This window comes from bacterium, from assembly GCA_031082185.1.
Classification (GTDB): domain Bacteria; phylum Sysuimicrobiota; class Sysuimicrobiia; order Sysuimicrobiales; family Humicultoraceae; genus VGFA01.
The window spans coordinates 175524-199584 of sequence record JAVHLI010000003.1 but is presented as its reverse complement, the minus strand read 5'-3'; the positions used below and the strand labels follow the sequence as shown (position 1 = coordinate 199584).

Here is a 24061-nt window from a genome sequence, read left to right as displayed (position 1 = left end):
GCATGCGTATGCGCAACCGGCTCCTGCCGATTCTACTGGCCCTGATCCTGGCGGTCGGGGTTCCGGTTGCTCCTGCTCTTGCCCAACCCGCCGACATCGGCGTCGGGCTCTTCCTCGAGAGCTACCGCACCCTGCGGGAAGAGAGCCTGTTCCTACCTTCATCGGAGACCCTGCTGCGCGGCGCCGACGCCGGGTTGCGCGGCCTGCTGCGGGAGGAGGGGCAGAACCCTGCCTCCCTGAGTGCCCTGATTGTCACCGGGGATGAGCGGGGCGACCTCGAACAGTTCCTGTACCGCATCGCGCAGGTACAAATGCTCGCCCGCGCCCGGCCGATTGCCGTTGTCTACGCGGCGATCTCGGGCATGGTGGCCGCGCTAGGTGATCCCAACAGCGCCTTCTTCTCACCGGATGCCCTCGTCCAACTGAACAACTGGATCCGCGGGGATGAGTTCGTCGGCATCGGTATCGTCATCGAGGAGCGGGCCGGAGGGGCGGTCATCACGGAGGTGCTGGAGGAGTCACCCGCGATCGAGTCCGGGCTTCGTGCCGGCGACGTCATTCTCGCGGTAGATGGTGTACCGACCGCCGGGCTGTTACTCGAGCGGGTGAGCCAGATGATACGCGGCGCAGAGGGGTCGGAGGTCTCTCTGACGATACAGCGCCTGGGGGCCACGGCGCCGCTGTCCGTGACGCTTATCCGGCGCCGCATAATGCAGCGTGTGGTGGCAACCCGCGTGCTGGCTTCCGGAATCGGGTACCTGCGGATCACGCAGTTCAACCAGGCGTCGTCCGAGATGGTCGCATCCGGACTGCGCGAGCTCCTCGAGCAAGGGGCCAAGGGCCTGGTGCTCGACCTGCGGGGCAATCCCGGCGGCCTGGTGGACGCCTCGGTGAACGTCGCCAGCCACTTTCTGGAACGGGGGGTGGTGGTGACCTTAGACTACGGCCGGGGCGGTACGATCACGTACACCGTCCGTCCGCGCGCTCCCAAGCACACCGGCCCGCTGGTGGTGCTGGTGGATCGCGGGAGCGCCAGCTCCTCCGAGGTCGTGGCCGGGGCGCTGCAGGATGCCGGCATCAAGATCGTGGGCACGCGGACGTACGGCAAGGCCACGGTGCAGGCGGTTTACCGCCTGCGCGACGGCAGCGGGCTGCGGCTGACCGTGTCGCGGTATCTGACCCCTTTGGGCCGCGACATCGAAGGCCGCGGGCTGGCGCCGGACGTGGAGGTTGCCACTGGGGGAGCACTGATCGGAAGTCCTGGCGACGCGCCGTTGAACCGCGCGGTGGCGATGCTCCAGCAGTCGGCATCGCTCGTGGGCGTCGCATCCCGCTAGGCCTGATCCCCAAGCTTCACAGGAGGCGCCGTGCCAATCTACGGTGAGGTCCGTCGCAGCACCTACTACGACTCCGTGGCGCTGATGCTGGCGCAGCGCGAGGCGCGCGATCTGCCCGGCGTGGAGGACGTCGGCGTCGTCATGGCGACCGATGCGAACAAGGAGATCCTGCGCGCAGGCGGGTTGGAGTTCCCAGGGCTCGCCGGGGCACGGGCGGACGATTTGGCGATCGTTGCCCGGGCGGCATCGGAGGCGGAGGCGCAGGCGGCCGCCTCGTTCGCCGTAGAGGTGCTCACCCGCCGCCGGGTGTCAACGGCTGGTGATACCTACCGCCCCAAGACGGTTGCCTCGGCCGCGCGTGCCCTTCCCGAGGCCACGATCGCCCTGATCTCGGTCCCTGGTCGGTTCGCGTACTCGGTGGCGCGCGAGGCCCTGGATGCCGGTCTGCACGTCCTCCTATTCTCGGACAATGTCCCCATCGAGCATGAGATCGCCCTGAAGGCGCGCAGCCGCGAACAGGGACTGCTCATGATGGGCCCAGACTGCGGCACTGCGATCATCGGCGGCGCCGCGCTCGGCTTCGCCAATCGGATCCGCGCCGGACGCATCGGATTGGTCGGCGCGGCCGGCACCGGGCTGCAGGAGGTTACCTCGCTGATCCACCGGCTGGGCGGCGGGATCACGCACGCGATTGGCACCGGCGGGCGCGACCTCTCCTCGGCCGTCGGCGGGGCAACCATGCTGGCGGGCCTGCGGGCGCTGGAGCTCGACCCCGGTACCGACGTGATCGTTCTGGTGAGCAAGCCGCCCGCGCCCGAGGTGGCCGGCAAGATCCTGGCCGCGGCCGCCGCCTGCAGCAAGCCGGTCGTCGCCGCCTTCGTCGGCGCCACAGTGGAACCCACCGGGCGGGTACAGGGCGCCGCGACCCTGGAGGAGGCCGCGTGTCGCGCGGTGCAACTGGCCTGCGGCACTGAGGCGGCCCTACCGCCGATGCGATCGCTGCCCGAGCAGGAGTCCGGACGGCTCTCCGGCGGGCAGCGGTATCTGCGCGGCCTCTACAGCGGCGGCACCCTCTGCTACGAGGCGCTGGTGTTGCTGCGGCCGTACCTGGGCGCCATCTACTCGAACTCTCCCGCAGATCCAAAGGAGGCGCTTGAACCGGTGACGCGCAGCCGGGAGCACACCGTGATTGACATGGGTGGGGACGAGTTCACGCAGGGCCGTCTTCACCCGATGCTTGATCCCACACTGCGGCTGGCGCGCCTGCGTCAGGAGGCCGCCGATCCAGAGACGGCGATCGTGCTGCTGGACGTGGTTCTGGGCTACGGCGCCCACCCCGATCCCGCCGGGGCGCTCGCGCCGGTAGTCCGGGAGGTCCGCGAGCTGGCGTTCCGTGAGGGGCGGCACCTCGCTGTCGTGGGTTCGGTGTGTGGCACCGACGACGATCCGCAGGGCGCCGGCGCGCAACGCGCGGCGCTGGTCGAGGCCGGGGTGCTGGTTGGGGAGAGCAACGCGCAGGCGGTGCACCTCGCGCGACTGATAGTAGAGACGCGCGGGGCGCGGGAAGCCCGCCACACGCAGAAGGTCATTGCCGCCTCCGCCGCGGCGCCGGCATGGCCCGATGTCGGGCCGGTCAGCGCGCTGCTTGGGACGCGGCCCGCGGTCATCAACGTCGGGCTGGAGTTGTTCGCCGAGAGTCTCCAGGCCCAAGGTGTGCCGGTGGTCTCCGTGGACTGGCAGCCACCGGCCGGGGGGAAGCAACACCTGCTGGATCTGCTGGACAAACTGGAGGCATAGTGCCGTGGACATCAACGCCGCGAATCAGGAAGCACTGGGCCGCATCCTTGCCGCGCAGCCGGTTCTGGTGGGTGTCGGCCGCGCGCTCGATCTCATCCCGGGGATGGCGCCGGATCTGATCCTTCACGCGGGGCCGCCGATTGCCTGGGAGCGCATGTCCGGCCCGCTGCGCGGCGCGATCATCGGCGGGCTGATCATCGAGGGCCGCGCGGAAACCGAGGCCGAGGCGGTGGCGCTGGTGGAGCAGGGCGCGGTCCGCTTTGAACCGTGCCATCACCACGCCGCGGTGGGGCCGATGGCCGGCGTGACCACCGCCTCTATGCCGGTCTACATCATTGAGAACCGCGCGGCCGGCAATCGGGCGTACTCTAACTTCAACGAAGGCTACGGTAAGGTGCTGCGCTACGGCGCCTACAGCGAGGAGGTTCTCGCGCGGCTGCGCTGGATCAACGGGACCCTGGCGCCGGCGGTCGGCGAAGCCCTGCGGCGCGCCGGGGGGTTAGACATGAAAGCCCTGATCGCGCAGCAGCTCACCATGGGCGACGAGGGCCACAACCGCAACCGGGCCGGATCGGCAATTTTCGGCCGCCTGCTCGCGCCGCACCTCGCCCGCGTAGGTCTCTCTCCTGAGACGCTGGAGCAGGTGCTGCGCTACTTCGCCGACAACGATCTGGCGGTGCTCAACCCGGTCATGGCCGCGTGCAAGGCCACCATGGACGCAGCGCAAGGGATTGCCGGCAGCACGGTGGTCACGTGCATGGCGCGCAACGGCACCGATTTCGGCGTCCGGGTCTCGGGCCTGGGCGATCGCTGGTTCACCGCCCCGGCCACGGTGCCGGTCGGGCTGTACTTCCCCGGGTTTTCATCCGCCGACGCCAACCCCGACATCGGCGACTCGACGATCACGGAGACCGCGGGCATCGGCGCGTTCGCCATGGCCGCGGCACCTGCCATCGTGAAGTTCGTGGGCGGGACCCCGGCAGAAGCGGCGGCCGCGACCCTGGAGATGTACGAGATCACCGTCGGCGAGAACCCAGCGTTCGGCCTGCCGCCGCTGGACTTCCGCGGCACCCCGACCGGCATTGACATCCGCAAGGTAGTGCGCACCGGCATCACCCCGCGCATCAACACCGGGATAGCGCACAGGATGCCGGGTGTCGGTCAGGTCGGGGCCGGGCTGGTGCGGCCGCCGATGGCCTGCTTCGAACAGGCATTGGAAGCGATGGCCGAGCTCGCGACGTAAGGTGTAACTGGAAGACTCTGACGGAGGTGTTATGAGATGAAGGTCGAGGCCAAGCTTGCCGAGATGGGACTGGAGCTTCCGAGCGCGCCCAGGCCCGTCGCAAACTACGTCCGCATCGTGCGCACGGGGAACCTGCTGTTCGTGTCAGGGCACGGTCCCTACCGTGATGGGAAGCTGCAGTTCGTCGGCAAGGTCGGCGCGGACCTGACGGTGGAGGAAGGCTACCAGGCCGCCCGGCTGGTGGCGCTCAACTGCCTGGCTTCCGTGAAGGAAGCGCTCGGCGACCTCGACCGCGTGAAGCGGGTGGTGAAGCTGCTGGGCATGGTCAACTGCGTGCCGGAATTCGGGCAGCAGCCCGAGGTGATCAACGGTGCCTCAGACCTGCTGGTGGAGCTGTACGGGGATGCCGGGCGCCACGCCCGATCGGCGGTCGGGATGAACGCGCTGCCGCGGGGGATCGCGGTGGAGATTGAGATGATCCTGGAGGTCGAGTAGGGACCGGCAGGGCCGCCCGGCGCCCGTGGACTTACCACCCATCATCGGCCTGACACCGCAAATCCTCCTGGGATGTGCCGATGCTTGATGGTGACACGCTATCAAGAGCCCCAACGCCAGCGCTTGCCCTGAATTAGCTTATTTGCTAATCTCTTCTTGCCCCTACACTCGGGAGGAGCATCGTGAAATGGACGGTGGAGTTCTACCGGACACCGTCCGGCCGCAGGCCTGCCGAGGAGTGGCTGAGCCGTCAGCCGAAGGAGGTTCAGGCGCGATTTGCTCATGTAGCTCGGTTGCTTGAGGAGTACGGTCTGGATGTAGGCAGGCCACATGTGGCTCCTGCGGGCCAAGGCATCTGGGAGATGCGGGCAGTGGGGAGCGATAGGCGAATGCTCTACTCCGTGGCCCAGGGACACAGATTCGTCGTCCTCCATGGACTGGCGAAGGGCGGACGGGAAATACCGGACCACGATCTAAGGACTGCAAAGGCGCGCAAACGAGACTGGCGAGCGAGAAGTGCTGCGAGGTGACATGAGTGAGGCGCGTGCGGAAGGTACCCCCGAGCGTGAGCTGGCGGTACTGGCTTGAGAGGGAACTGGTCGATCCCGGGTTTAGGGCCGCATTCGAGCGGCTGGCTCCAGAGTACGAGATTGCCCGGCAGTTGATTGAACTGCGCAGGCGGTGCGGATTGACGCAGCGGGAAGCCGCCACCTCGGCCGGGATGTCGCCGCCTGAGCTTGCAAAGATTGAGAGGGGTAAGGTGCTGCCTGGGCTGGAAAAGCTGGCGCAGGTGTACGGGGCAGCAGGATACGATCTGGAAGTCCGTCCGGTTACCAGGTCAGGTAGGCCGGCAAAGGGCGTCAGGCCTGTCCGCATCAGGAGCGGTCCTCGCCTTGTGGAGCCGGTGGTCCGGATGGCCGCAGAAGGGGACTAACCTGACCCCTGGTGCGCTGCCGGTCATGGCTGAAATGTGACCGCCTCTGGGGTCCCGCGCAGGATAACCTCTGACCGGGCCGGTGTCGTCCGCGCCACCACCCGGCCGCGCGAGATGACCGCCAGGCGTGGGGCGATGCGCCGCACGGCGTCCTCGGGCGTCGGCGCGTCCCACACCACCAGGTCGGCCCCGCAGCCCTCGGCCAGGCCGTACTGGTCCAGCCCGAAGCAGGCGGCCGCGCGCGTCGTCACCATCTCCAGGAGGGCGCGCACCTCCTCGTATCCCGACATCTGCCCGTAGTGCGCCATCACGAAGCACGCCTGCATGGGATCGCCGGTCCCAAGCGGGTACCAGGGATCCATGATCGAGTCGTGCCCTATGCACACGTTGATACCCCCGGCCAGCAACTCCTTGACCCGCGTGAACCCGCGCCGGATGGGGTAGGCATCGAACCGGCCCTGCAATACCGAGTTGTCGAGGGGATTGGTGACGATGTGCACGCCTGCCTGCCGTATCCAGCGGATCAAGCGGTGGGCATAGGCGTTGTTGTAGGAGTGCATCGCGGTGGCGTGGCCGGCTGTCACGCGGCCCTGTAGGCCCAGCCGGATGGTCTCGGCCGCCACCACCTCGAGGAACCGACTCTGGTCGTCGTCGGTCTCGTCGCAGTGCAGGTCGGCCCGCAGCCCACGCTCCGCGGCCAGGCGCAGCACGGTCTTGACGTCGCGCTCGCCGTACTCGCGCGTCCACTCGTAGTGCGGGATGCCCCCCACCACGTCTGCCCCGAGATCCAGCGCTTGGACCATCAGCGCCTCGCCGTCAGGGAACGAGTAGATGCCCTGCTGCGGGAAGGCCACTATCTGGATCGTGACCACACCCCGCCAGGCCTCGCGGACCTCGAGCAGCGCCCCCAGGGCCACCAGCGCCGGATCGCACACATCCACGTGCGTGCGGATGTGGGTAACGCCGCAGGCCAGCATCCAGCGAATGGCCTGGTCCGCCCGGCGGATCACGTCCTCGCGCGTGAGCGTCTTGACCCGCTCGCTCCAGATCTCGATCCCCTCGAACAGCGAGCCGGTGAGGTTGTGGCGGGGCTGGCCCACGGTAAGTGCGGCGTCGAGATGGACGTGCGTCTCGACCAGCGACGGAGTGACCATTCGGCCGGCGGCGTCAATCTCGTGGGGCGAGGTCTCCTCGATCGCGGGGCCGATCCGCGCGATCCACTCACCGCGGATGCCGATGTCCATGGGTTGCGCCGCGCCCGCGACCGTTGCCTGCCTGATGATGAGGTCCAAAGCGCTCACCTCGGGAACTGCGCCCCGCGGCCGGGGCGTGCACGCCCGCCACCGGCGCCGTGATGGCTACGGATTACCCGCGGCGGCGTTGTTTCCCTTCAGATTCCGGCCGGGGCGCAGCAGGCATGGCGCCGCCGCCGCCGAAGAACCAACCGACGGACTGAGAAGCCCCAGATGGAGGTGAACGGATGAAGTCGTTTGATCTGTCAAAAGCACGGGTCCTGGATCTTTCGCAGAACTTCAGCGTGGATTCGCCGCCCTTTGCCTACTACGAAGGTCCCACCATCAAGTGGGTCAAGAAGATGGCCTTCGAGGGCGTGAACGCCCAGCACATCAGCTCGACCAACCACATCGCCACGCACCTCGACGCGCCGCTGCACTTCAACGACCCGGGGCCGGACGTGGCAGGGATCCCGATCGGCGCCCTTGTGGGCCCAGCGTGCATCGTGGACCTGGCGCAGTTTGGGATTGGCGACTACGAGATCTACGGCCCGAAGCACTTCGAGCAGTGGGAGAAGAAGTACAACACCAAGATCGAGCGCGGCGACATCCTGGTCATCCACACCGGCTATCACGCCTACTACAACGAGGACTGGTCCGAGCACACCAAGAAGCAGCACGCCGACGCCCGGGCCGACCTGCCCCGGGCGTTCCTGCGCCATCCCGGGCCGCAGGCCGAGTTCTGCGACTGGGTGCTCGATCGCGGGATCCGCTGGATGGCCGTGGACGCCATCTCGACCGATCACCCGTTCAACACCAAGGTGCGTGACGCCCGCCGCGACCTGATCCCCGAGGTAGAGGCCAAGATCGGCATGACGATGGACCAGGCGTTCCCCTGGCCGAAGGACTACCAGGCCACGCACACCCGGCTCTTCCCCAAGGGCGTGTTCCACATCGAGAACGTGGGCGGGGACATTGACCTGATCCTTAACCAGCGCGTCTGGGTGGGCTGCTTCCCGTTCCGGTTCAAGGGTGGCGAGGCGGCGTTCTGCCGTTTCGTGGGGTTTGTGGAAGCGTAGAAGACGAAGCGGGCGCCCGCTGCTGATGAAGACTCCCCTGGAAGGCCTCCTGGTCGTTGACCTGACCCGGGCGCTGGCCGGGCCGTACTGCACCCTCATGCTGGGCGATTTCGGCGCCCGCGTGATCAAGATCGAGGTCCCCACCGGCGGAGATGATACCCGAGGGTGGGGACCTCCGTTCATCGCCGGTGAAAGCGCCTACTTCCTGGGTATCAACCGCAACAAGGAGAGCCTCACCCTGGACTTGAAGACGCCCGAGGGTCAACAGGTGCTGGGCCGGCTCATCGCGCGGGCGGACGTGCTGGTGGAGAACTTTCGCCCCGGCATCATGGAGCGCCTGGGGTTCGCCTATCCCGCCGTGCGCACGCTGAATCCCGGCTTGGTCTACTGCTCCATCTCTGGGTTCGGGCAGGACGGTCCCTACCGCGAGCGCACGGCCTACGACCTCATCCTCCAGGGCATGGGCGGCCTGATGGGCATCACCGGTGAGGAGGGTGGGCCGCCGGTGAAGGTGGGGGTCGCCGTGACCGACATCGCCGCCGGCATGTTTGCGGCCTACGGAATCCTGGCGGCGCTGCGCGTGCGCGACCGCACCGGAAGGGGCCAACTGGTGGACGTTTCCATGCTGGACGGCCAGGTGGCATGGATGACCTACCAGGCCGGCCACTACTTCGCCACCGGCGAGAACCCGAAGCGCCTGGGCAGCGCGCACCCGTCCATCGTTCCCTACCAGGCGTTTCGGACGCGGGATGGGTACGTCAACGTAGCCGTGGGCAGCGAGGCGATCTGGGGCCGGTTCGTGGTTGCGGTAGGGGCTCCGGAGATGGCCGACGATCCCCGGTTTCGCGCCAATCCGGACCGCGTGGCGCACCGGGACGTGCTGATCGCGCGCCTGGAGGAACTCTTCGCCGCTCGCGCGACAGCCGACTGGGTGGCCATGCTCGAGGAGGCCGGGGTGCCCTGCGGCCCCATCTACCTGCTCTCGGACCTCTTCAGCGACCCCCAGGTGCAACACAGGGCCATGGTGGTGGAGATGGATCACCCGCGAGCCGGTCGGATCAGGCAGACAGGCGTTCCGGTGAAACTCTCGGCGACCCCGGGGCGCATTGTTTCGCCGCCGCCGGTGCTGGGAGAGCACACCGCCGCAATCCTGGCGGAGCTGGGCTACGACGCCGAGGCGGTTGAAGGCATGCGCCGCGCCGGCGCAATCTAGGATCCCCAGTCCAGAGAGGCCGCGCCATGGCTGAAACCGAACGCTGTCCGGAATGTCAGACCGAGACCGCCCTCGGCACGCTGCGGTCTGCCCTGTGGCTGTGCCCCTCGTGCGGGTGGCACCTCTCCATGCCGGCCCGCGACCGGATCGAGGCCCTGGCCGACCCGCGGACGTTCAAGGAACTTACCCGCGGCCTGGTGTCGGTGGACCCGCTCAAGTTCACGGATCAGCGCGCCTACCGGGCGCGGCTGCTCGATGCCCGCAAGCAGACCGGACTGCGCGAGGCGGTGGTGACCGGGGTTGCCCGGATAGACGGGCTGCCGGTGGTCCTGGCTGTTTTCGATTTCGCGTTTCTCGGAGGGACGATGGGCTCGGTGGTTGGCGAGAAGATCGCCGACGCGTTCGAGGTCGCCACCCGGCGCCGCTGGCCGGTGGTGTCTGTCACGTCCAGCGGCGGCGCCCGGATGCAGGAAGGGATGCTTTCCCTGATGCAGATGGCCAAAACCGCGGCGGCGCGCGGGCACCATCACGCCGCCGGACTGGCTCACATCTCGGTGCTCGCCCACCCCACGTTTGGGGGCGTGGCCGCGAGCTTCGCCTCTCTGGGCGACGTGCTGGTCGCGGAGCCCGGGGCGCAGATCGGGTTCATAGGGCCGCGCGTCATCGAGGCAACGATCGGCGAGACCCTGCCTCCGGGATCGCACCGCGCCGAGCGGCTCTTCGCCGGAGGCATGGTGGATATGCTGGTTGACCGGCGCGCACTGCGCGAGGTGGTCTCAGGCCTGGTGCACCACATGCGGAGGCCTCCTCCCGCGCGCCGGGCCGCGGGCCGCCTGCCTGCCCGCGCCACAACCCGGGCAGCAGATCGGCCGGCCTGGGAGATCGTCCAGGTCGCCCGACGGCCGGATCGCCCGACCGCGTTGTTCTACATACGGCGCCTGTTCTCCCGATTCGTCGAGCTGCATGGAGACCGCCAGTTCGGCGACGACCCGGCGATTGTCGGCGGGCTGGGCGAGCTCGACGGCCAGACCGTGGTCGTGATCGGTCAGGAGCGCGGCGCCACCCCGGAAGAGGCGTCCGCGCGCCGCCGGGGTATGGCCTACCCCGAAGGCTACCGCGAGGCGCTACGCCTCATGAACCTGGCCGCCAAGTTCCGCCTGCCGCTGGTGACCCTGATTGACACCCCGGGCGCTTACCCGGGGTACGAGGCCGAGCAACGGGGGATCGCCCAGGCACTGGCCCACGACCTGCAGGCGATGGCGCTTCTGCCCACGCCGATCGTGGCGGTGGTCATCGGTGAAGGCGGCAGCGGCGGCGCGCTGGCGCTGGCGGTGGGCGACCGGGTGATGATGCTGGAGCACGCGTACTTCTCGGTCATCTCGCCCGAGGGTGCATCCGCCATCCTCTACAGGGACGTTACGCGTGCCGAGGATCTCGCGGCCGCGCTCAAGCTGACGGCGCCCGACCTGCTGAAGCTGGGAGTGATTGACGAGATCGTGCCGGAGCCGCCCGGCGGGGCGCACGCCGATCCTGATGCCGCTGCCGAATCCGTGCGCCGGCACCTTCGCGTGGCGCTGGGCGCCCTTCGCCACCAGTCCACGGACAGGTTGCTGCGCCGGCGCTACCACAAGTACCGGCAGATCGGGCGCGTGGGCGCCTACTGGCGAGAGGTGGTGGTAGGAGAGGTGCAGGATGCGCTGGAGATGCTGGAGCGCAGGCTGCCGCGGCGCAGGGGGGCCGGGCGTCAGGACCGGGCATCACCGGAGGCCGAGAGCTAGATCAGCAGGGAACTCCTGCGCAGCGTCGAACGGTTGCACGATTCCTGTGTGGCTTCTGCAATTCCTGATGGAGAGGGGGTGGATGGGAAAGTCGGAATGGGCGGATTCTGACCACGAAGGGAGGCGAATGGATGGCAGCGGAAGTGCGAAGAGGGGATCTCATCTACAGCGTTGACGACATCCCCCGCCCGTTTGGCAGAGCCTTCTTCCTGGGCGCCCAACATGTTCTGACTATGTTTGGGGCAACTGTGTCCGTCCCGCTACTCTTGGGACCGGCAATGGGGATGAACGCGCACCAGATCGCGACGCTGATCGGCGCCGTCATGCTGGCCTCCGGTCTCGTGACCCTGCTGCAGGTACACTGGGGGACCCGGCTCCCGATCGTGCAGGGCGTTTCGTTCTCGTTCCTCGGACCGTTCTTCGCGATCATAGGCGCGCACAAGGGTGCCGGTCCTGCTACCGTCATGCAGTACATCGCCGGCGCCATCATGAGCGGCGCGGTAGTCGAGGCGGCGGTCGGCCAGTTCGGCTGGGTCGGTAAGCTGCGCCGGTACATCAGCCCGGTGGTGATCGGGCCGGTGATCATGCTGATCGGACTGGCGCTGTTCAAGGTTGGCGCGCCGATGGCCGGTCTGTTCTGGCCCATCTCCGCGCTGGTGATCATCTGTATCTTCTGGTTCTCGCAGTTCCTGTCCCGTACCAGTCTCGTGTTCCGGCTGTTTCCCATTCTGCTGGCAGCGGCCATTGGTTGGGGTGTCTCCCTCCTCTTCAGCTCAATCGGGACGTTCGATCCCAAGCACCCGGCCTATGTCAACCTGGCAGGGGTAGCGGCGTCGCCGTGGTTCCGGCCGCCGTGGGGCGAGGGGGTCGGCTGGATCTTCCCGTGGGGATGGCCCAAGTTCAGCCTGGCATTCTTCCTGGCCATCCTGGCCAGCTATCTGGCCTCGATGATTGAGTCGTTCGGCGACTACCACTCGGTATCGTACATGAGCCGGCTCCCAGACCCGAGCGAGCAGACGATCAGTCGTGGCATCCGCGCCGAGGGTGTGGGCTGCTTCTTCACGGGGATCTTCGGTGGCTTCTCCAGCACCAGCTACTCCGAGAACATCGGCCTGATCGGTATCACGCGTGTGGCCAGCCGATACGTGGTGACCATCGGGGCGTTCATCCTCATCTTCTTTGGGATCTTCGCCAAGTTCGGGGCGCTGGTCGCGACGCTGCCCCGGCCGGTCGTGGGCGCGATGTACTGCGCGCTGTTCGGTCTTATCGCCGCGATCGGCGTGCAGCAGGTGGCCCGGGCAGATCTGCGCAGCGACCGGAATCTGCTGATCATCGGGTTCTCTCTCTTCATGGGCCTGAGCCTGCCGGCCTACTTCGGCGGCGTGCCGGAGATGGGCTTCGAGGCCAGGAGGGTGGCCATCGCCTGGGCACCGTGGCTGGCCGATATGATCAACATCATCGGGTCCACCGGCATGGCGGTGGCCGCGATATTCGGGCTTATCCTGGACAACCTGCTGCCTGGGACGCCCGAGGAGCGGGGCATAAAGAGCTAGACGGGCCGGTTTCGATTCCTGCCGGTTGATAGTGTGAGGCGGCCGCCTGATGGCGGCCGCCTCGTCTATCCGGTCTTTTTGCTCCAAGGAAAGGACCGGTCCTCTGCGGCGCAGAAGGTGTCAGGACAGGGCACCTGTGGGGTGATCACATGCCGCTGCTTGTCAAGAACGGAGAGATCCTCACGGCTGATTCGCGCTATCGGGCCGATATCTACGTTGAGGACGAGACGATCACGCGCATCGGGAAGAACCTCGAGGTCCCTCCTGGTACCGAGGTGGTGGATGCCGGCGGGCAGTACGTGTTTCCCGGTTTCATTGACCCCCATGTCCACGCCTACCTCCCCTTCATGGGGACATTCAGCAAGGATACGCACACCACCGCCAGTCAGGCGGCTCTGGTGGGAGGCACCACTACCTACATCGAGATGTGCTGCCCCACCAGAGCCGAGGACGCGCTGGAGGGGTATGCGTTGTGGAAGTCCAAGGCCGAGGGCCACAGCGCATGCGACTACTCGTTTCACATGTCGGTCGCCAAGTTCGACGACCGAACCGCAGCGGCGCTCCGCCAGATCGTCCAAGACGGCACCACCTCCTTCAAGGTATTCCTGGCCTACAAGAACTTCCTTGGAGTAGAAGACGACGAGCTGTTCAGGACGCTCACTCTGGCCAAGGAGCTGGGCGTCATCGTCACGGCCCACTGCGAGAACGCGGAGCTTGTTTCACGCCTCCAGCAACGGCTGGTGACCGAGGGCAAGACCGGCCCAGAGTGGCACGAAGCGAGCCGCCCGGAAGCGGTGGAGGCTGAGGGCACGTACCACTTCGCCACCTTCCTGGCCGCCACCGGTGCTTGCGGCTATGTTGTGCACCTATCGTGCGAGCCGGCCCTGCGGGTCGCGCTGGAGGCCAAATCCCAGGGCGTGCGTATCCACATCGAGTCGGTCATCCCCCACCTGATCCTCGACAAGACCTACGCTGAACGGCCCGGGTTTGAAGGGGCCAAGTATGTGATGTCGCCGCCGCTGCGCGAGAAGCGGAACTTGGAGACGCTCTGGGACGCTCTTGCGCAGGGGTTCATTGACACAGTCGGCACCGACCACGCGCCCTTCGACTTCCAGGGCCAGAAGGAGATGGGCAGGGGGGACTTCACCAAGATCCCAAACGGCATGCCCGCCATCGAGGATCGCGTGAACCTGCTCTACACCTACGGGGTGAGCCGCGGCCACCTCGACATCCATCGCTTTGTGGACGCGGCCAGCACCCGCGCGGCCAAACTCTTTGGTCTGTTTCCGAGAAAGGGCACGATCGCAGTGGGAAGCGACGCCGATCTGGTCATCTACGACCCCGGTTACCGGGGCACGCTTTCGGCCAAGACCCAGGTCATGAACGTTGACTACAGCGCGTTTGAGGGCATGGAGATTGACGGACGGCCGTCCATCGTTACGGTGCGGGGGAAGATCGCGGTTCGCGACGGCCGATTTGTGGGCGATCCAGGTCGAGGCCGGTTCCTCCGGCGCGAGCCCACGCATTCCTGAGTCTCGGGCCAGGAGGAGAGGGAAGCGTGAAGGCGTTGAACCCGGCCCGCACCGTCCAGGAGCTCAAGGATCTGCGGTCTCTCACTTCCGATGAGCACGGCGCACAGCGAGTGGCCTTCACCGAAACCTGGGCCAAGGCTCGGTCCTGGCTGAAAGATAGGATGGCCGATCTGCCCGTTGAGGTGCACAGGGATGAGGCCGGCAACCTCTGGGCAACCCTGGCCGGCGCGTCGGAGAAGGCCCTCCTGATCGGAGGGCACATGGACTCGGTGCCGAACGGGGGCTGGCTGGACGGTTGCCTCAATGTGCTGGCAGGCCTTGAGGTGCTGCGCCGGATCCACGCCGAGTGTGGCGGCAGGCCGCCGGTGACGGTGCGCCTGGTGGACTGGGCCGACGAGGAGGGTGCCCGCTTTGGGCGTAGCCTCTTTGGGTCGAGCGCGGCCGCCGGCAGTCTGAACCCGGATGAGGTACGCGGCCTAGCCGACGGGAAGGGCGTGGCCCTGCCCGATGTACTCAAGGCCTATGGGATCGACCTGGATCGTGTGGCCGAGGCCCGAGGGGAACTCCGGGGAGCCGCGGCCTACATCGAGCTGCACATCGAGCAGGGGCCCGTGCTGGAGGGTCTGGGTCTGCCGCTGGGCGCTGTGCTGGGCACCTTGGGCGTGGAGCGGCACATAGTCAGGTTCACGGGTCAGGCGGCCCACTCCGGGGCCACGCCAATGGACAGGCGGCGGGACGCCTTCCTGGCCGCCGGCAAGATGGCCCAGGAGATCTACTCCATCGCGGCCCGATGGGGCGGTTTCTGCACCATAGGCAGTTGCACGACCCGGCCTGGTATCGCCACCTCAGTGGTGGAGGAATGTGCCATCATCCTGGACCAGCGCCACCTGGACGCCGAGCGCCTGGCCGAGATGTGGCAGGAAGCCCAGGATGCCGCCCGCCGGTTCGCTCAGGAGGGAAATGTGGAGGTGAAGTTCAGCGATCTGTGGCGCATCGAGCCGGTTCCATTTCACCCCGACCTCATCGAGTTCTGCGATGCGGCCATCAGGGAGACCTGCGGCGACAGCCACCGCCTACCCAGCGGCCCACTTCACGACGCCGCGGAGGTCGCCAGAGCCGGCGTGCCCACGGTGATGCTGTTCGTGCAGAGTCTGCGGGGCATATCCCACAACAAGATCGAGGACACCAGGGTGGAACACCTGGAGCTGGCTGTCCAGGCCCTGGACCGCCTGGCCGCCAAGACCACGGCCTGGATTCTTGAGCAGGGCTGAGGCCCGAGTGGAGGGGCAGTACATGGTTGAAGCTGCAGGCGAGCAGATCTACCGGAACTTCATCGGCGGGCGGTGGCAGACTCCGGGCGGGACCCGAACGGTGCCCAACCGCAACCCGGCCACCGGCGAGATCCTGGGCCAGGTGCCGCTGTCAGGCCGCGAGGAGGCGCGGGAGGCGATCGAGGCCGCGCGCCAGGCGTTCCCAGGATGGCGCGACACGCCGGCGCCTGCGCGGGGGCGCATCCTCTTCCGCGCGCTGGAGCGCTTCGACCGCGAGATCCCCCGCCTCGCCGAGATCCTGACCCGGGAGGAAGGCAAGACGCTGGCCGAGGCCACCGGTGAGCTGCAGCGCAGCCGCAACATAGTGGAATTCATCGCCGGCGAAGGCCGGCGCCTGCGCGGCGAGACGCTGCCCAGCGAGCTGCCCAATACCTTTGCCTACACCCGGCGCGATCCCCTGGGCGTGGTGAGCCTGATAACGCCGTGGAACTTCCCGGCTGCGATCCCGGTCTGGAAGATGGCGCCCGCGCTGGTCAGCGGCAACACCGTGGTCCTGAAGCCGGCGACGCTGACGCCCTGGACCGCGACGATGCTGGTGGAGATCTTTCACGAGGCCGGGCTACCGCCCGGGGTCCTCAACATGGTGATCGGGCCGGGCAGCACCGTGGGGGATGAGCTGGTGGCGCACGAGGCGGTGCGGGCGGTCTCGTTCACCGGGTCCAATGACGTGGGATCGAAGCTCTACGAGCGGGCGGCTGCCCGCGGCATCCGCGTGCAGGCCGAGATGGGCGGGAAGAACCCGGTGGTGGTGCTGGACGACGCCGATCTCGACCTGGCCGTTGCCGGGACCGTGCAGGGCGCCTATGGCTCCAGCGGCCAGCGCTGCACCGCCACCAGCCGGGTGATCGTCACCCAGGGAATCGCCGATCGGTTCGTGGAAGCGGTGGCCGCCCGGGCCGCGCATTTGGTGGTGGGTGACGGGTCGGACCCGGCTACCGAGATGGGCCCGCTGGTGGACGAATCACAGGTGCAGAGCGTGCTGCGCGACATCGCCGTCGGCCGGCAGGAGGGCGCAGTGCTGATCACCGGCGGTCACCGGCTCACCGACGGCGCCTCCGCCAAGGGGTGCTTCGTCGCACCCACGGTGTTTGACCGCGTGACCCCATCAATGCGCATCTTCCAGGAGGAGATCTTCGGCCCGGTGCTGGCGGTCTGCCGGGTGAGGGACTTCGAAGCTGCCGTGGAGGCCGCCAATGCCGTGCGCTACGGACTGGCCTCGTCCATCTACACCCGCGATCTGTCCGCGGCCATGCGCTTCGTGGACCGTAGCGAGGTCGGCATCGTGCACGTCAACCAGCCCACGGTGGGCGGCGAAGCCCACCTGCCCTTCGGCGGCGCCAAGGCCACCGGCGTCGGCCCGCGCGAGCAGGGAAGCGTGGCCGTAGACTTCTACACCGATCTTAAAGTTGTCTACCTGGACTACACCGGCGCGCGGCGGGCGGGCAACCTCTATTGACGGGGCCGCGTGTCGTGATTCCAGCTCCTTGAGTCGGGGAAGGTGGTGGCATGAAGATGGCTGAGCAGGCATCGGAGTATCAGGCGAAGCACTCCCGCTATGTGCTGACGCCTTGGTCGGCACAGGCCGGGCTGCGGCCTCCGGCAATCGTCCGCGGGCAAGGACCGTTTATCTACGACGCGGAGGGCAAACGATACCTGGACTTCTCTTCCGGGTTGATCTCGGTGAACCTGGGGCACGGGCACCCCCATGTTGTGCGGGCCATGCAGTCCCAGGCCGAGCGTCTCTGCTACGCAGCCCCTTCGTTCTTCAACGATGTACGGGCCGAGCTCGCAGAGACCTTAATCAAGCTGGCCCCGTGGCCGGAGGAAGGCAGGGCGTTCTTCACCACCGGCGGGGCAGAGGCCAATGAGGATGCCGTCAAGATGGCCCGGCTCATCACCGGGCGCCCCAAGGTGCTTGCTTCCTACCGCTCCTTCCACGGATCGAGTTTCGGAGCGGCCACCCTTACCGGGGATGACCGCCGGTTCGCGGCAGAGCCCGGGATTCCCGGCGTGGTCCACTTCCTGGCCCCGTACCCTTACCGGAGTCCTTTCTTCACCGAGGAGCCCGCGGAAGAGACGCGACGGGCTCTTGAGCACCTGGAGCTGATTCTGCTCAACGAAGATCCCCAGCGGATTGCCGCCGTCATCCTGGAACCGGTGGTAGGGACCAACGGCGTGATCGTGTACCCGGATGGGTACCTGGAAGGGGTCCGGAGGATCACCGAGCGGCACGGAATCATCCTTATCTTCGACGAGGTCATGACCGGATTCGGCCGCACCGGGGCGCCCTTTGCCGCCCAGCGCCTAGGGGTCACGCCTGACATGATCACCTTCGCTAAGGCCGCGACCTCTGCCTACGTGCCCCTGGGCGGCGTCCTGGTCCGCGAGTCCCTGGCGCGCCACTTCGACAACAACGTCCTCTGGTGCGGGCACACCTTCTCAGGCCACCCGTTTGTGATGGCCGTTGCCCTGGCGGTACAGCAGGCCTACCGTGACGAGGGCCTGCTCACGCGGGCCCTGGAAGTAGAGGGCTGGCTGCGGCCCGCCCTGGAGGATCTCCGCAACAAGCATGCCGTCGTGGGGGACGCGCGAGGGCTGGGAGCGTTCTTCGCCCTGGAACTGGTGAGAGCTCGAGAAAGCCGGGAGCCTCTGGTTTCGAGATACGGTGGGGACCCGGCGCTGCTTCGGGAGTTTCACGCGGCACTGAGGAGCCGCGGCGTCTGTGTCTTCGGGCGGTACAACATCCTCATCATCGCCCCGCCTCTCACGATTGCACGCGAGGAGGTCGATTTGGGCGTGGTGGCCCTCGACGAGAGCCTGGCTGAACTTACGCGTCGCCTTCAGCCGGTCGGGTCTGCCTAGTGGGGACCCCGGGCATCACATGAAGCAGGATCACCGACGCCAGGATGAGCGCCGCCCCAGCTATCCCCCTGCCGGTGAGCGTCTCTCCGATGAAGGCCGCCGCCACCCCAGCGGCGACCACCGGCTCGATCGTGGCGGTCAGGCTCGCGGCCCTGCTGTCAATGAACCGCAGACCGTACAGGAACAGGCCGAACGGCACCAGGGAGGCGGCCAAGACGATAAACGCTATCATGCCCCATTCGGCCGCGCTGTACGGCTGCAGGTAGGCCTGCCACGGCGGCACGAACAGACTCCACAGGACGGCACCGGTGCCCAGCGCGTACAGGAGCATCTCCCACGAGCCGGTGGTGCGCGCCCGCGACCGGCCCACCAGCACCCACGCCGCGAATCCAATGGCCGAGGCGATGCCGGTAGCCAGGGCCGCCGGTGTGACCGCCAGGCCCCCTGGCCCCGCCACGAGCAGATACGCGCCGCCGATCACGCCCGACAGGGAGATCGCCTGAACGGCGGTGAGCCGCTCCCTGTGCAGTATTATCCCGTAGGCCACAACAAACGCCGGCGCGGTGTACTGTAGAAATATGGCCGTGGCCACGTCGGCCAGGCTGATCGTCAGGTAGTATGTGGTCTGCGCGAGCACCATCGCCGCGCCCAGTGGCAAAAGCCGGAGGACCTCCCCTCGGGGCAGCCGGACCGGTCTGCGCTGGACCTTAAAGATGACGAGGGTGAGGGCGAAGGCCGCGGTCAACCGGATCTCCACAAGCGCCAGCGGGTCCACCCTTCCCGAGAAGAGCGACTTGGCCACAACGCCCGAGATGCCCCACAGCACCGCGGCTGCCGTCACCGCCGCATACCCCCGCCAGCGCATCTACGCCGCGACCCGGCGCCACGCCCAGCAGAAGCCGGTCAGCGCGTCGGCGCCGGAGGTTTCACCGATACCCAGGAGCCGCTGGGCCGCCGCGCGCACGGCGTCCGGTCCCTGGCCGATACCAGCCACCAAAGCGTGCCAGGGTTCCGAAGCCCAGCCCTGCCGGGCGGCTTCCAGGTAGGCGGCGCTGATGCGCGTGGTATGAGGGACCGCGGCGCTGACCAGGAGATCCCGAACCCGCGACGCACCTCCGGCCGCATCCGCCAACTTGGGCCACAGCGTGACCGCGTGCACGATCCCGGTCAGCAGGTCGTCCCCGGACGGCGTCAGGCCGGGCCCGCGCCCGGCGATCTGCACGACGACCGCGTGGGCCGTCGCACCGGAACTGCTTTCTCCTGACAGAAACGCGGCGATCGCATCCAGCCCACAGGCGAGCGCTTCCAGGAGGCCACCCCCTGCCGCTGCACTCCTCGCCGTAACGCCTGACTCGGATCCGTGGGCACGGAGCTCGTCCACGACCGCCTCGCGCACGCCATTCATCGCGACCAGCGCCGCGTCCGGCGCGAGGTCTTCGGGCAGAGGGGGCAGCGCCGGATCCCAGACGCGGGCGCATCCTAGGTCCACCTCGGACCGCCCGATCCCCAGGATGCCGTCCCGGAGGACGACCCGCTCCCCAGGGGAGAGCGTCCCGACAGCCGAGAACTCGCTCAGCCCGATCGTCAGCGGTCCAGGGTCGAGTTCGCGGGAGGCAGCCGCGATGACACGGCCGTCCAGGTCCAGGTAGGCGCTGCGCTCGAACGAGGCCAGAACGGTTCCGGCCGTGTCTCGATTCCGCAGACCCGCCAGCGGCGCGGCGATGAGATCGGCCCGCATCATGCTCCGGCGGCTTTCACCGCCTCCTCGATCGCCGCATATCCCGTGCACCTGCACAGGTGCCCGCCCATCATGTCGCGGATTATCTCGTTCGAGGGCCGGGGATGGTCGCGCAGCAGGGCCGTCGCGCTCATCAGGAACCCGGGCGTGCAGAAGCCGCACTGGAGCGCGTGGTGGTCCATGAACGCCTGCTGCAGAGGCGAGAGCGCTTCGGGCGTGCCCAACGCCTCGACCGTGGTGACCTCGGCGCCGTCGGCCTGCACGGCGAACAGCAGGCACGACCTGACCGGCTGGCCGTCCAGCAGCACTGTACACGCCCCGCAGACGCCGTGCTCGCATCCAACGTGCGTTCCGGTCAGCCCCAGATCCTCACGCAGGAAGTCGGACAGGGTGCGCCGCACCTCGACCGTTCGGGCGACCTCGCTGCCGTTGACGCGCAGGCGGATAAGCGCCTGGCTCACCGGCACCCTGCGCTTGGTGCGGCGTTGGGCCTGCCGGATTGCGGTGGTCTGCTCAATGGGGTCGCGCTGCATTATCGTGGCTCCCTGATGCGTTCTACTGCCTGAAGTGCGGCCCGGCCTGCCAGCACACCGGCGGTGTGCCTTCGATAGTCGGCGGTGGCGTGGATGTCGGTAGGGGGATCGAGCCGGTCCTGGACTATGCACACCATCTCCGCAACGGTGGAGCGTGCAATCTGCTGTCCCAGCAGCGCCTGCTCGGCCTCCGGGACGCGCACAGGCCCGGGCCCTACGCCGGTGAAGACCAGGCGTGCTTCGGTGCACCGGCCATCGCCGTCGAGGCGCAGGACCGCTGCCACGCCGGCCAGTGCGAAGTCGCCGTGGCGCCGGGCTATTTCCAGAAACGCCCACCCGGCATCCGGCGGCAACGCGGGCAGTCGCACCTCGGTGAGTATCTCGTCGGGTTCCAGGGCGGTGGTCAGGTAGCCCGCGAAGAACTGCTCACTGTCGAGTACCCGCTCACCGCGCACGCTGGCAAGCACGAAGTGGGCGTCCAGCGCCGCGGCCGCTGCGGGCAGCTCGGAGGCCGGATCGGCGTGTGCCAGGCTCCCGCCGATCGTGCCGCGTGCGCGGATCTGCGGGTGCCCGATGCAGCGGACGGCCTCCGCCAGCAGAGGGATCCGCCTGACCACCCGTCGGTGGGTTTCCACCACGCGCTGGCGCGTCATCGCGCCGATCGTCAGCCCTTCTCCAAAGGGACGGATGAAGGCTAGGTCTTTGATTCGGTTCAGATCCACCAGTACCGCCGGGCTGGCCAGGCGCATCGCCAGCAGCGGCACCAGACTCTGCCCGCCGGCCAGCACCTTTGCTTCAACACCGTACTCGCTCAGGGCCTCCAGCGCCTCGATGCGCCGGCGGGGCGCGAGGTATCCGAAGGGTGCGGGTTTCACGATGGCACTCTCCGATCTGCCGCCGGGGCTTCCGCGCAGCACAGCAGTTCCAGCAGGCGGTTGTGCGAAAGCGGCATCTCCGCGACCTGCGTGCCCAGGGCATCGTCCAGGGCCGAGGCGATGACCGCCGCGGCCGGGATCACACCCGCCTCCCCCGCGCCCTTCACGCCCAGCGGGTTGAGCGGGGACGGGGTCTCGACATGTCCGATCTCGACCTTGGGGACCTCGGCTGCGGTCGGCAGCAGGTAGTCCATGAACGTCTGCGTCAGGAGCTGGCCGTCCTCGTCGTAGACCAGTTTCTCATAGAAGGCACCGCCGATGCCCTGGGCCACGCCGCCCTGGATCTGTCCGTCCAGGATCATAGGGTTGATCACGGTGCCGCAGTCGTGGACAACCACGTACCGCTCGACGTGCACCGTCCCTGTCTCCCGGTCAACCTCTATGATTGCGGCGTGACACCCGCCGGCGAAGCTGCCCCGCGGCGGGGCGAAATAGCGTGAGGCTTCCAGCCCCGGACCTTCCCATTCCTTTGGGATGGTTCCGCGGAGCGGGTTGGCCGCGGAGGCGACCTCGCCCAACGTTACGGACCTTGCCGGCGCTCCGCGCACGAAGACCTTTCCCTCGGCAAGTTCGAGGTCGTCCGGGCTCGCCTCCAGCATCCCCGCGGCGACCGTGAGCGCCTTCTCCCGCACCGCCTGGCCCGCGAGCGCCACCGCGTTGCCTGCCACCACGGCCGAGCGGCTTGCAAACGTCCCGGTGCCCCATCCAAACGCCGCGGTATCGCCGGTGGTGACCGTGACGTCGCGCACGTCCACGCCCAGGGCATCCGCGATGATTTGCGCGAACACGGTGAAGTGTCCTTGGCCCTGCGTGCCCACGCTCGTCGCCGCGAACACCCTGCCCGTCGGCTCTACCGTGACCCGGCATCCTTCGTATGGACCGATTCCGGTGCCTTCCACGTAGAGGGCCAGGCCCAGGCCCACCGCTCGTCCTGCCTTGCGCGCCTCGGCCTGCCTCTGTGGCCAGAGGGCATACCCTATCATCTCGAGGGTCTTCTTCAGCACCGCGGGGTAGTTGCCGCTGTCGTAGATGAGCGGCGCGTTGTCCTGGTAGATCAGCCCGGTGTCGTAGGGGAACTCGTCGGGCTGTATCAGGTTGCGCCGGCGGACCTCGGCGCGGTCGATCTCCAGCTCCCGCGCCACCCTATCCAGTAGGCGCTCCATGATGAAGACGCCCTGAGGCCGGCCTGCCCCGCGGTAGGGGCTCACCTGGGTCTTGTTCGTGAACACGGCTTTGAACTCGCAGTGGTAGTTGGGGATCTTGTATGGACCGACCAGCGTGGTGCTGGCGACGATGGGCACGATCAGCCCATAGGCGATGTAGGCGCCGGCGTCGTGGAGGAAGACGGTGCGCACGCCCAGGATCCGGCCCTCGCCGTCCACCGCGATCTCAACGTCGTGGATCTGCTCCCGCTCCTGGTTGGTGGCCACGAAGTTCTCGCGCCGGTCCTCGATCCACTTGACCGGCCGGCCCAGGCGCATCGCGGCCAGCGGCACCAGGATCTCCTCGGGGTAGAACATCATGATCTTGGGCCCGAATCCACCACCCACATCGGGCGCGACCACCCGTACGTTGTTCTGGGGAAGGCCGAACAGCTGCGCCAGGCCGTTGCGAATCGGGATGGGCGACTGCGTTGAGTCATAGATCACCAGGTTGCGCATGCGCGCGTCCCAGATCGCCACGACCCCGCGGGTCTCCATGGAGGCGGCCGTCCCCCGGTCCATGCGGATCCTCTCGCGGAAGACGTGCGGAGCGCGGGCAAACGCACCCTCGGGGTCGCCCACCTGCTGGGTGTAGTGCGCGGCCACGTTGGTGCCGGCATCCTCGTGGACCAGAGGGCCGTCGGGCCCGGCCGCGGTCTCCAAATCTGCAACGGCCGGTAGTACCTCGTACTCAACCTCGATGGCCTCCAGGGCATCCTCGGCCAGGTAGCGGCTTTCGGCTACCACGAACGCCACCGGCTCGCCCACGTGTCGGACACTCTCCGCGGCCAGTGCCACCTGGGTCTTGTGGTGGACCAGGGTAGGATGGGGAATGAGCCTGGGTAGCGGATCCCCCAGCGGCGGCGGCAGGTCGGCGTGGGTATAGACCGCGGCGACGCCGGGCATCGCCCGGGCCCCGGAGGCGTCAATCCGCACGATCCGCGCGCGGGCATGCGGGCTTCGGAGCACAGCCCCGTGGAGCAGGTTGGGCGGTTGAATGTCGTCCACGTAGGTGCCCCTGCCGGTCAGCAGCCGGGGATCCTCGACCCGCCGGATCCGTTCGCCGAACCACCGCGTCCCCATCGTGTGCGCCTCCAACGCCACAGCCTGCCGGGTTGCCCGGGACCGCTGCGGAACGTCGAGCCCTGCGGGAGTACCGGCTTCTTCGCGGCGCGTGAACGGTGCTCCTGCCCTACCGCGGTGCATCCGGCCGGGCGGAGGAGGGGCCGCGGCGGCGACGAACCTACGGGAGGAATGCCTCTTGGAG

19 protein-coding genes are annotated in these 24061 nt (G+C 67.8%); 13 read left to right on the top strand and 6 right to left on the bottom strand.

All coding sequences use genetic code 11. The features are described from left to right. Positions 1-2 precede the first annotated feature (2 nt). The 5 genes from RDU83_04765 (at position 3) to RDU83_04745 (ending at position 5806) form a co-directional block, all read left to right on the top strand. Complete coding sequence (locus RDU83_04765; GenBank protein ID MDQ7840325.1) at positions 3-1337, top strand: S41 family peptidase; 1335 nt, start codon at positions 3-5, stop codon at positions 1335-1337. Positions 1338-1367: 30 nt separating this feature from the next. Next, on the top strand, positions 1368-3134 hold the full coding sequence (gene fdrA, locus RDU83_04760; GenBank protein MDQ7840324.1) for an acyl-CoA synthetase FdrA: 1767 nt from the start codon (positions 1368-1370) through the stop codon (positions 3132-3134). Positions 3135-3138: 4 nt separating this feature from the next. Then, a complete protein-coding gene (locus RDU83_04755; GenBank protein ID MDQ7840323.1) occupies positions 3139-4377 on the top strand; it encodes a DUF1116 domain-containing protein in 1239 nt (412 codons plus the stop codon). 36 nt (positions 4378-4413) lie between these two features. Continuing rightward, positions 4414-4872, top strand: a complete 459-nt coding sequence (locus tag RDU83_04750; GenBank protein MDQ7840322.1) for a RidA family protein — start codon at positions 4414-4416, stop codon at positions 4870-4872. 544 nt (positions 4873-5416) lie between these two features. Further along, a complete protein-coding gene (locus RDU83_04745) occupies positions 5417-5806 on the top strand; it encodes a helix-turn-helix transcriptional regulator (GenBank protein ID MDQ7840321.1) in 390 nt (129 codons plus the stop codon). Positions 5807-5829: 23 nt separating this feature from the next. Here the strand turns inward: RDU83_04745 and RDU83_04740 are convergent, their stop codons facing one another. Further along, entirely contained in the window at positions 5830-7107 is a 1278-nt protein-coding gene (locus tag RDU83_04740; GenBank protein MDQ7840320.1) for a cytosine deaminase, read from the bottom strand. 179 nt (positions 7108-7286) lie between these two features. Here RDU83_04740 and RDU83_04735 point away from each other — a divergent pair, with 179 nt between their 5' ends. From RDU83_04735 to RDU83_04700, 8 genes are all read left to right on the top strand, one after another. Then, on the top strand, positions 7287-8117 hold the full coding sequence (locus RDU83_04735) for a cyclase family protein (protein MDQ7840319.1): 831 nt from the start codon (positions 7287-7289) through the stop codon (positions 8115-8117). 25 nt (positions 8118-8142) lie between these two features. After that, positions 8143-9330, top strand: coding sequence for a CoA transferase (locus RDU83_04730; protein MDQ7840318.1), 1188 nt, complete (start codon positions 8143-8145; stop codon positions 9328-9330). Between the two features lie 26 nt (positions 9331-9356). Beyond that, on the top strand, positions 9357-11108 hold the full coding sequence (locus RDU83_04725; protein ID MDQ7840317.1) for an acetyl-CoA carboxylase carboxyltransferase subunit alpha: 1752 nt from the start codon (positions 9357-9359) through the stop codon (positions 11106-11108). A gap of 131 nt (positions 11109-11239) precedes the next feature. Beyond that, positions 11240-12661, top strand: a complete 1422-nt coding sequence (locus tag RDU83_04720) for a solute carrier family 23 protein (protein MDQ7840316.1) — start codon at positions 11240-11242, stop codon at positions 12659-12661. A 149-nt stretch (positions 12662-12810) separates the two neighbouring features. Then, on the top strand, positions 12811-14193 hold the full coding sequence (gene hydA, locus RDU83_04715; GenBank protein ID MDQ7840315.1) for a dihydropyrimidinase: 1383 nt from the start codon (positions 12811-12813) through the stop codon (positions 14191-14193). A 26-nt stretch (positions 14194-14219) separates the two neighbouring features. Beyond that, positions 14220-15464: a M20 family metallo-hydrolase gene (locus RDU83_04710; protein MDQ7840314.1), complete on the top strand. Its 1245-nt coding sequence runs from the start codon at positions 14220-14222 to the stop codon at positions 15462-15464. 22 nt (positions 15465-15486) lie between these two features. Continuing rightward, a complete protein-coding gene (locus RDU83_04705) occupies positions 15487-16980 on the top strand; it encodes an aldehyde dehydrogenase family protein (GenBank protein MDQ7840313.1) in 1494 nt (497 codons plus the stop codon). A 50-nt stretch (positions 16981-17030) separates the two neighbouring features. Beyond that, complete coding sequence (locus RDU83_04700) at positions 17031-18386, top strand: aminotransferase class III-fold pyridoxal phosphate-dependent enzyme (protein MDQ7840312.1); 1356 nt, start codon at positions 17031-17033, stop codon at positions 18384-18386. On the opposite strand, the gene RDU83_04695 is transcribed toward RDU83_04700, so the two are convergent. From RDU83_04695 to cutA, 5 genes are all read right to left on the bottom strand, one after another. Further along, positions 18352-19251 carry an EamA family transporter gene (locus RDU83_04695; GenBank protein MDQ7840311.1) on the bottom strand — a complete coding sequence of 300 codons (900 nt, stop codon included), beginning with the start codon at positions 19249-19251 and terminating at the stop codon, positions 18352-18354. The genes RDU83_04700 and RDU83_04695 overlap by 35 nt on opposite strands. Continuing rightward, entirely contained in the window at positions 19252-20127 is an 876-nt protein-coding gene (locus RDU83_04690) for a DUF2877 domain-containing protein (GenBank protein ID MDQ7840310.1), read from the bottom strand. Further along, positions 20124-20585 (bottom strand): (2Fe-2S)-binding protein, encoded by a 462-nt coding sequence (locus RDU83_04685; GenBank protein MDQ7840309.1) that lies wholly within the window; start codon positions 20583-20585, stop codon positions 20124-20126. Before RDU83_04685 ends, RDU83_04690 begins: the two co-directional genes overlap by 4 nt. Positions 20586-20656: 71 nt before the next feature. After that, positions 20657-21532 carry an FAD binding domain-containing protein gene (locus RDU83_04680; protein ID MDQ7840308.1) on the bottom strand — a complete coding sequence of 292 codons (876 nt, stop codon included), beginning with the start codon at positions 21530-21532 and terminating at the stop codon, positions 20657-20659. Beyond that, entirely contained in the window at positions 21529-23877 is a 2349-nt protein-coding gene (gene cutA, locus RDU83_04675) for an aerobic carbon-monoxide dehydrogenase large subunit (protein MDQ7840307.1), read from the bottom strand. Before cutA ends, RDU83_04680 begins: the two co-directional genes overlap by 4 nt. Positions 23878-24061: the final 184 nt, after the last annotated feature.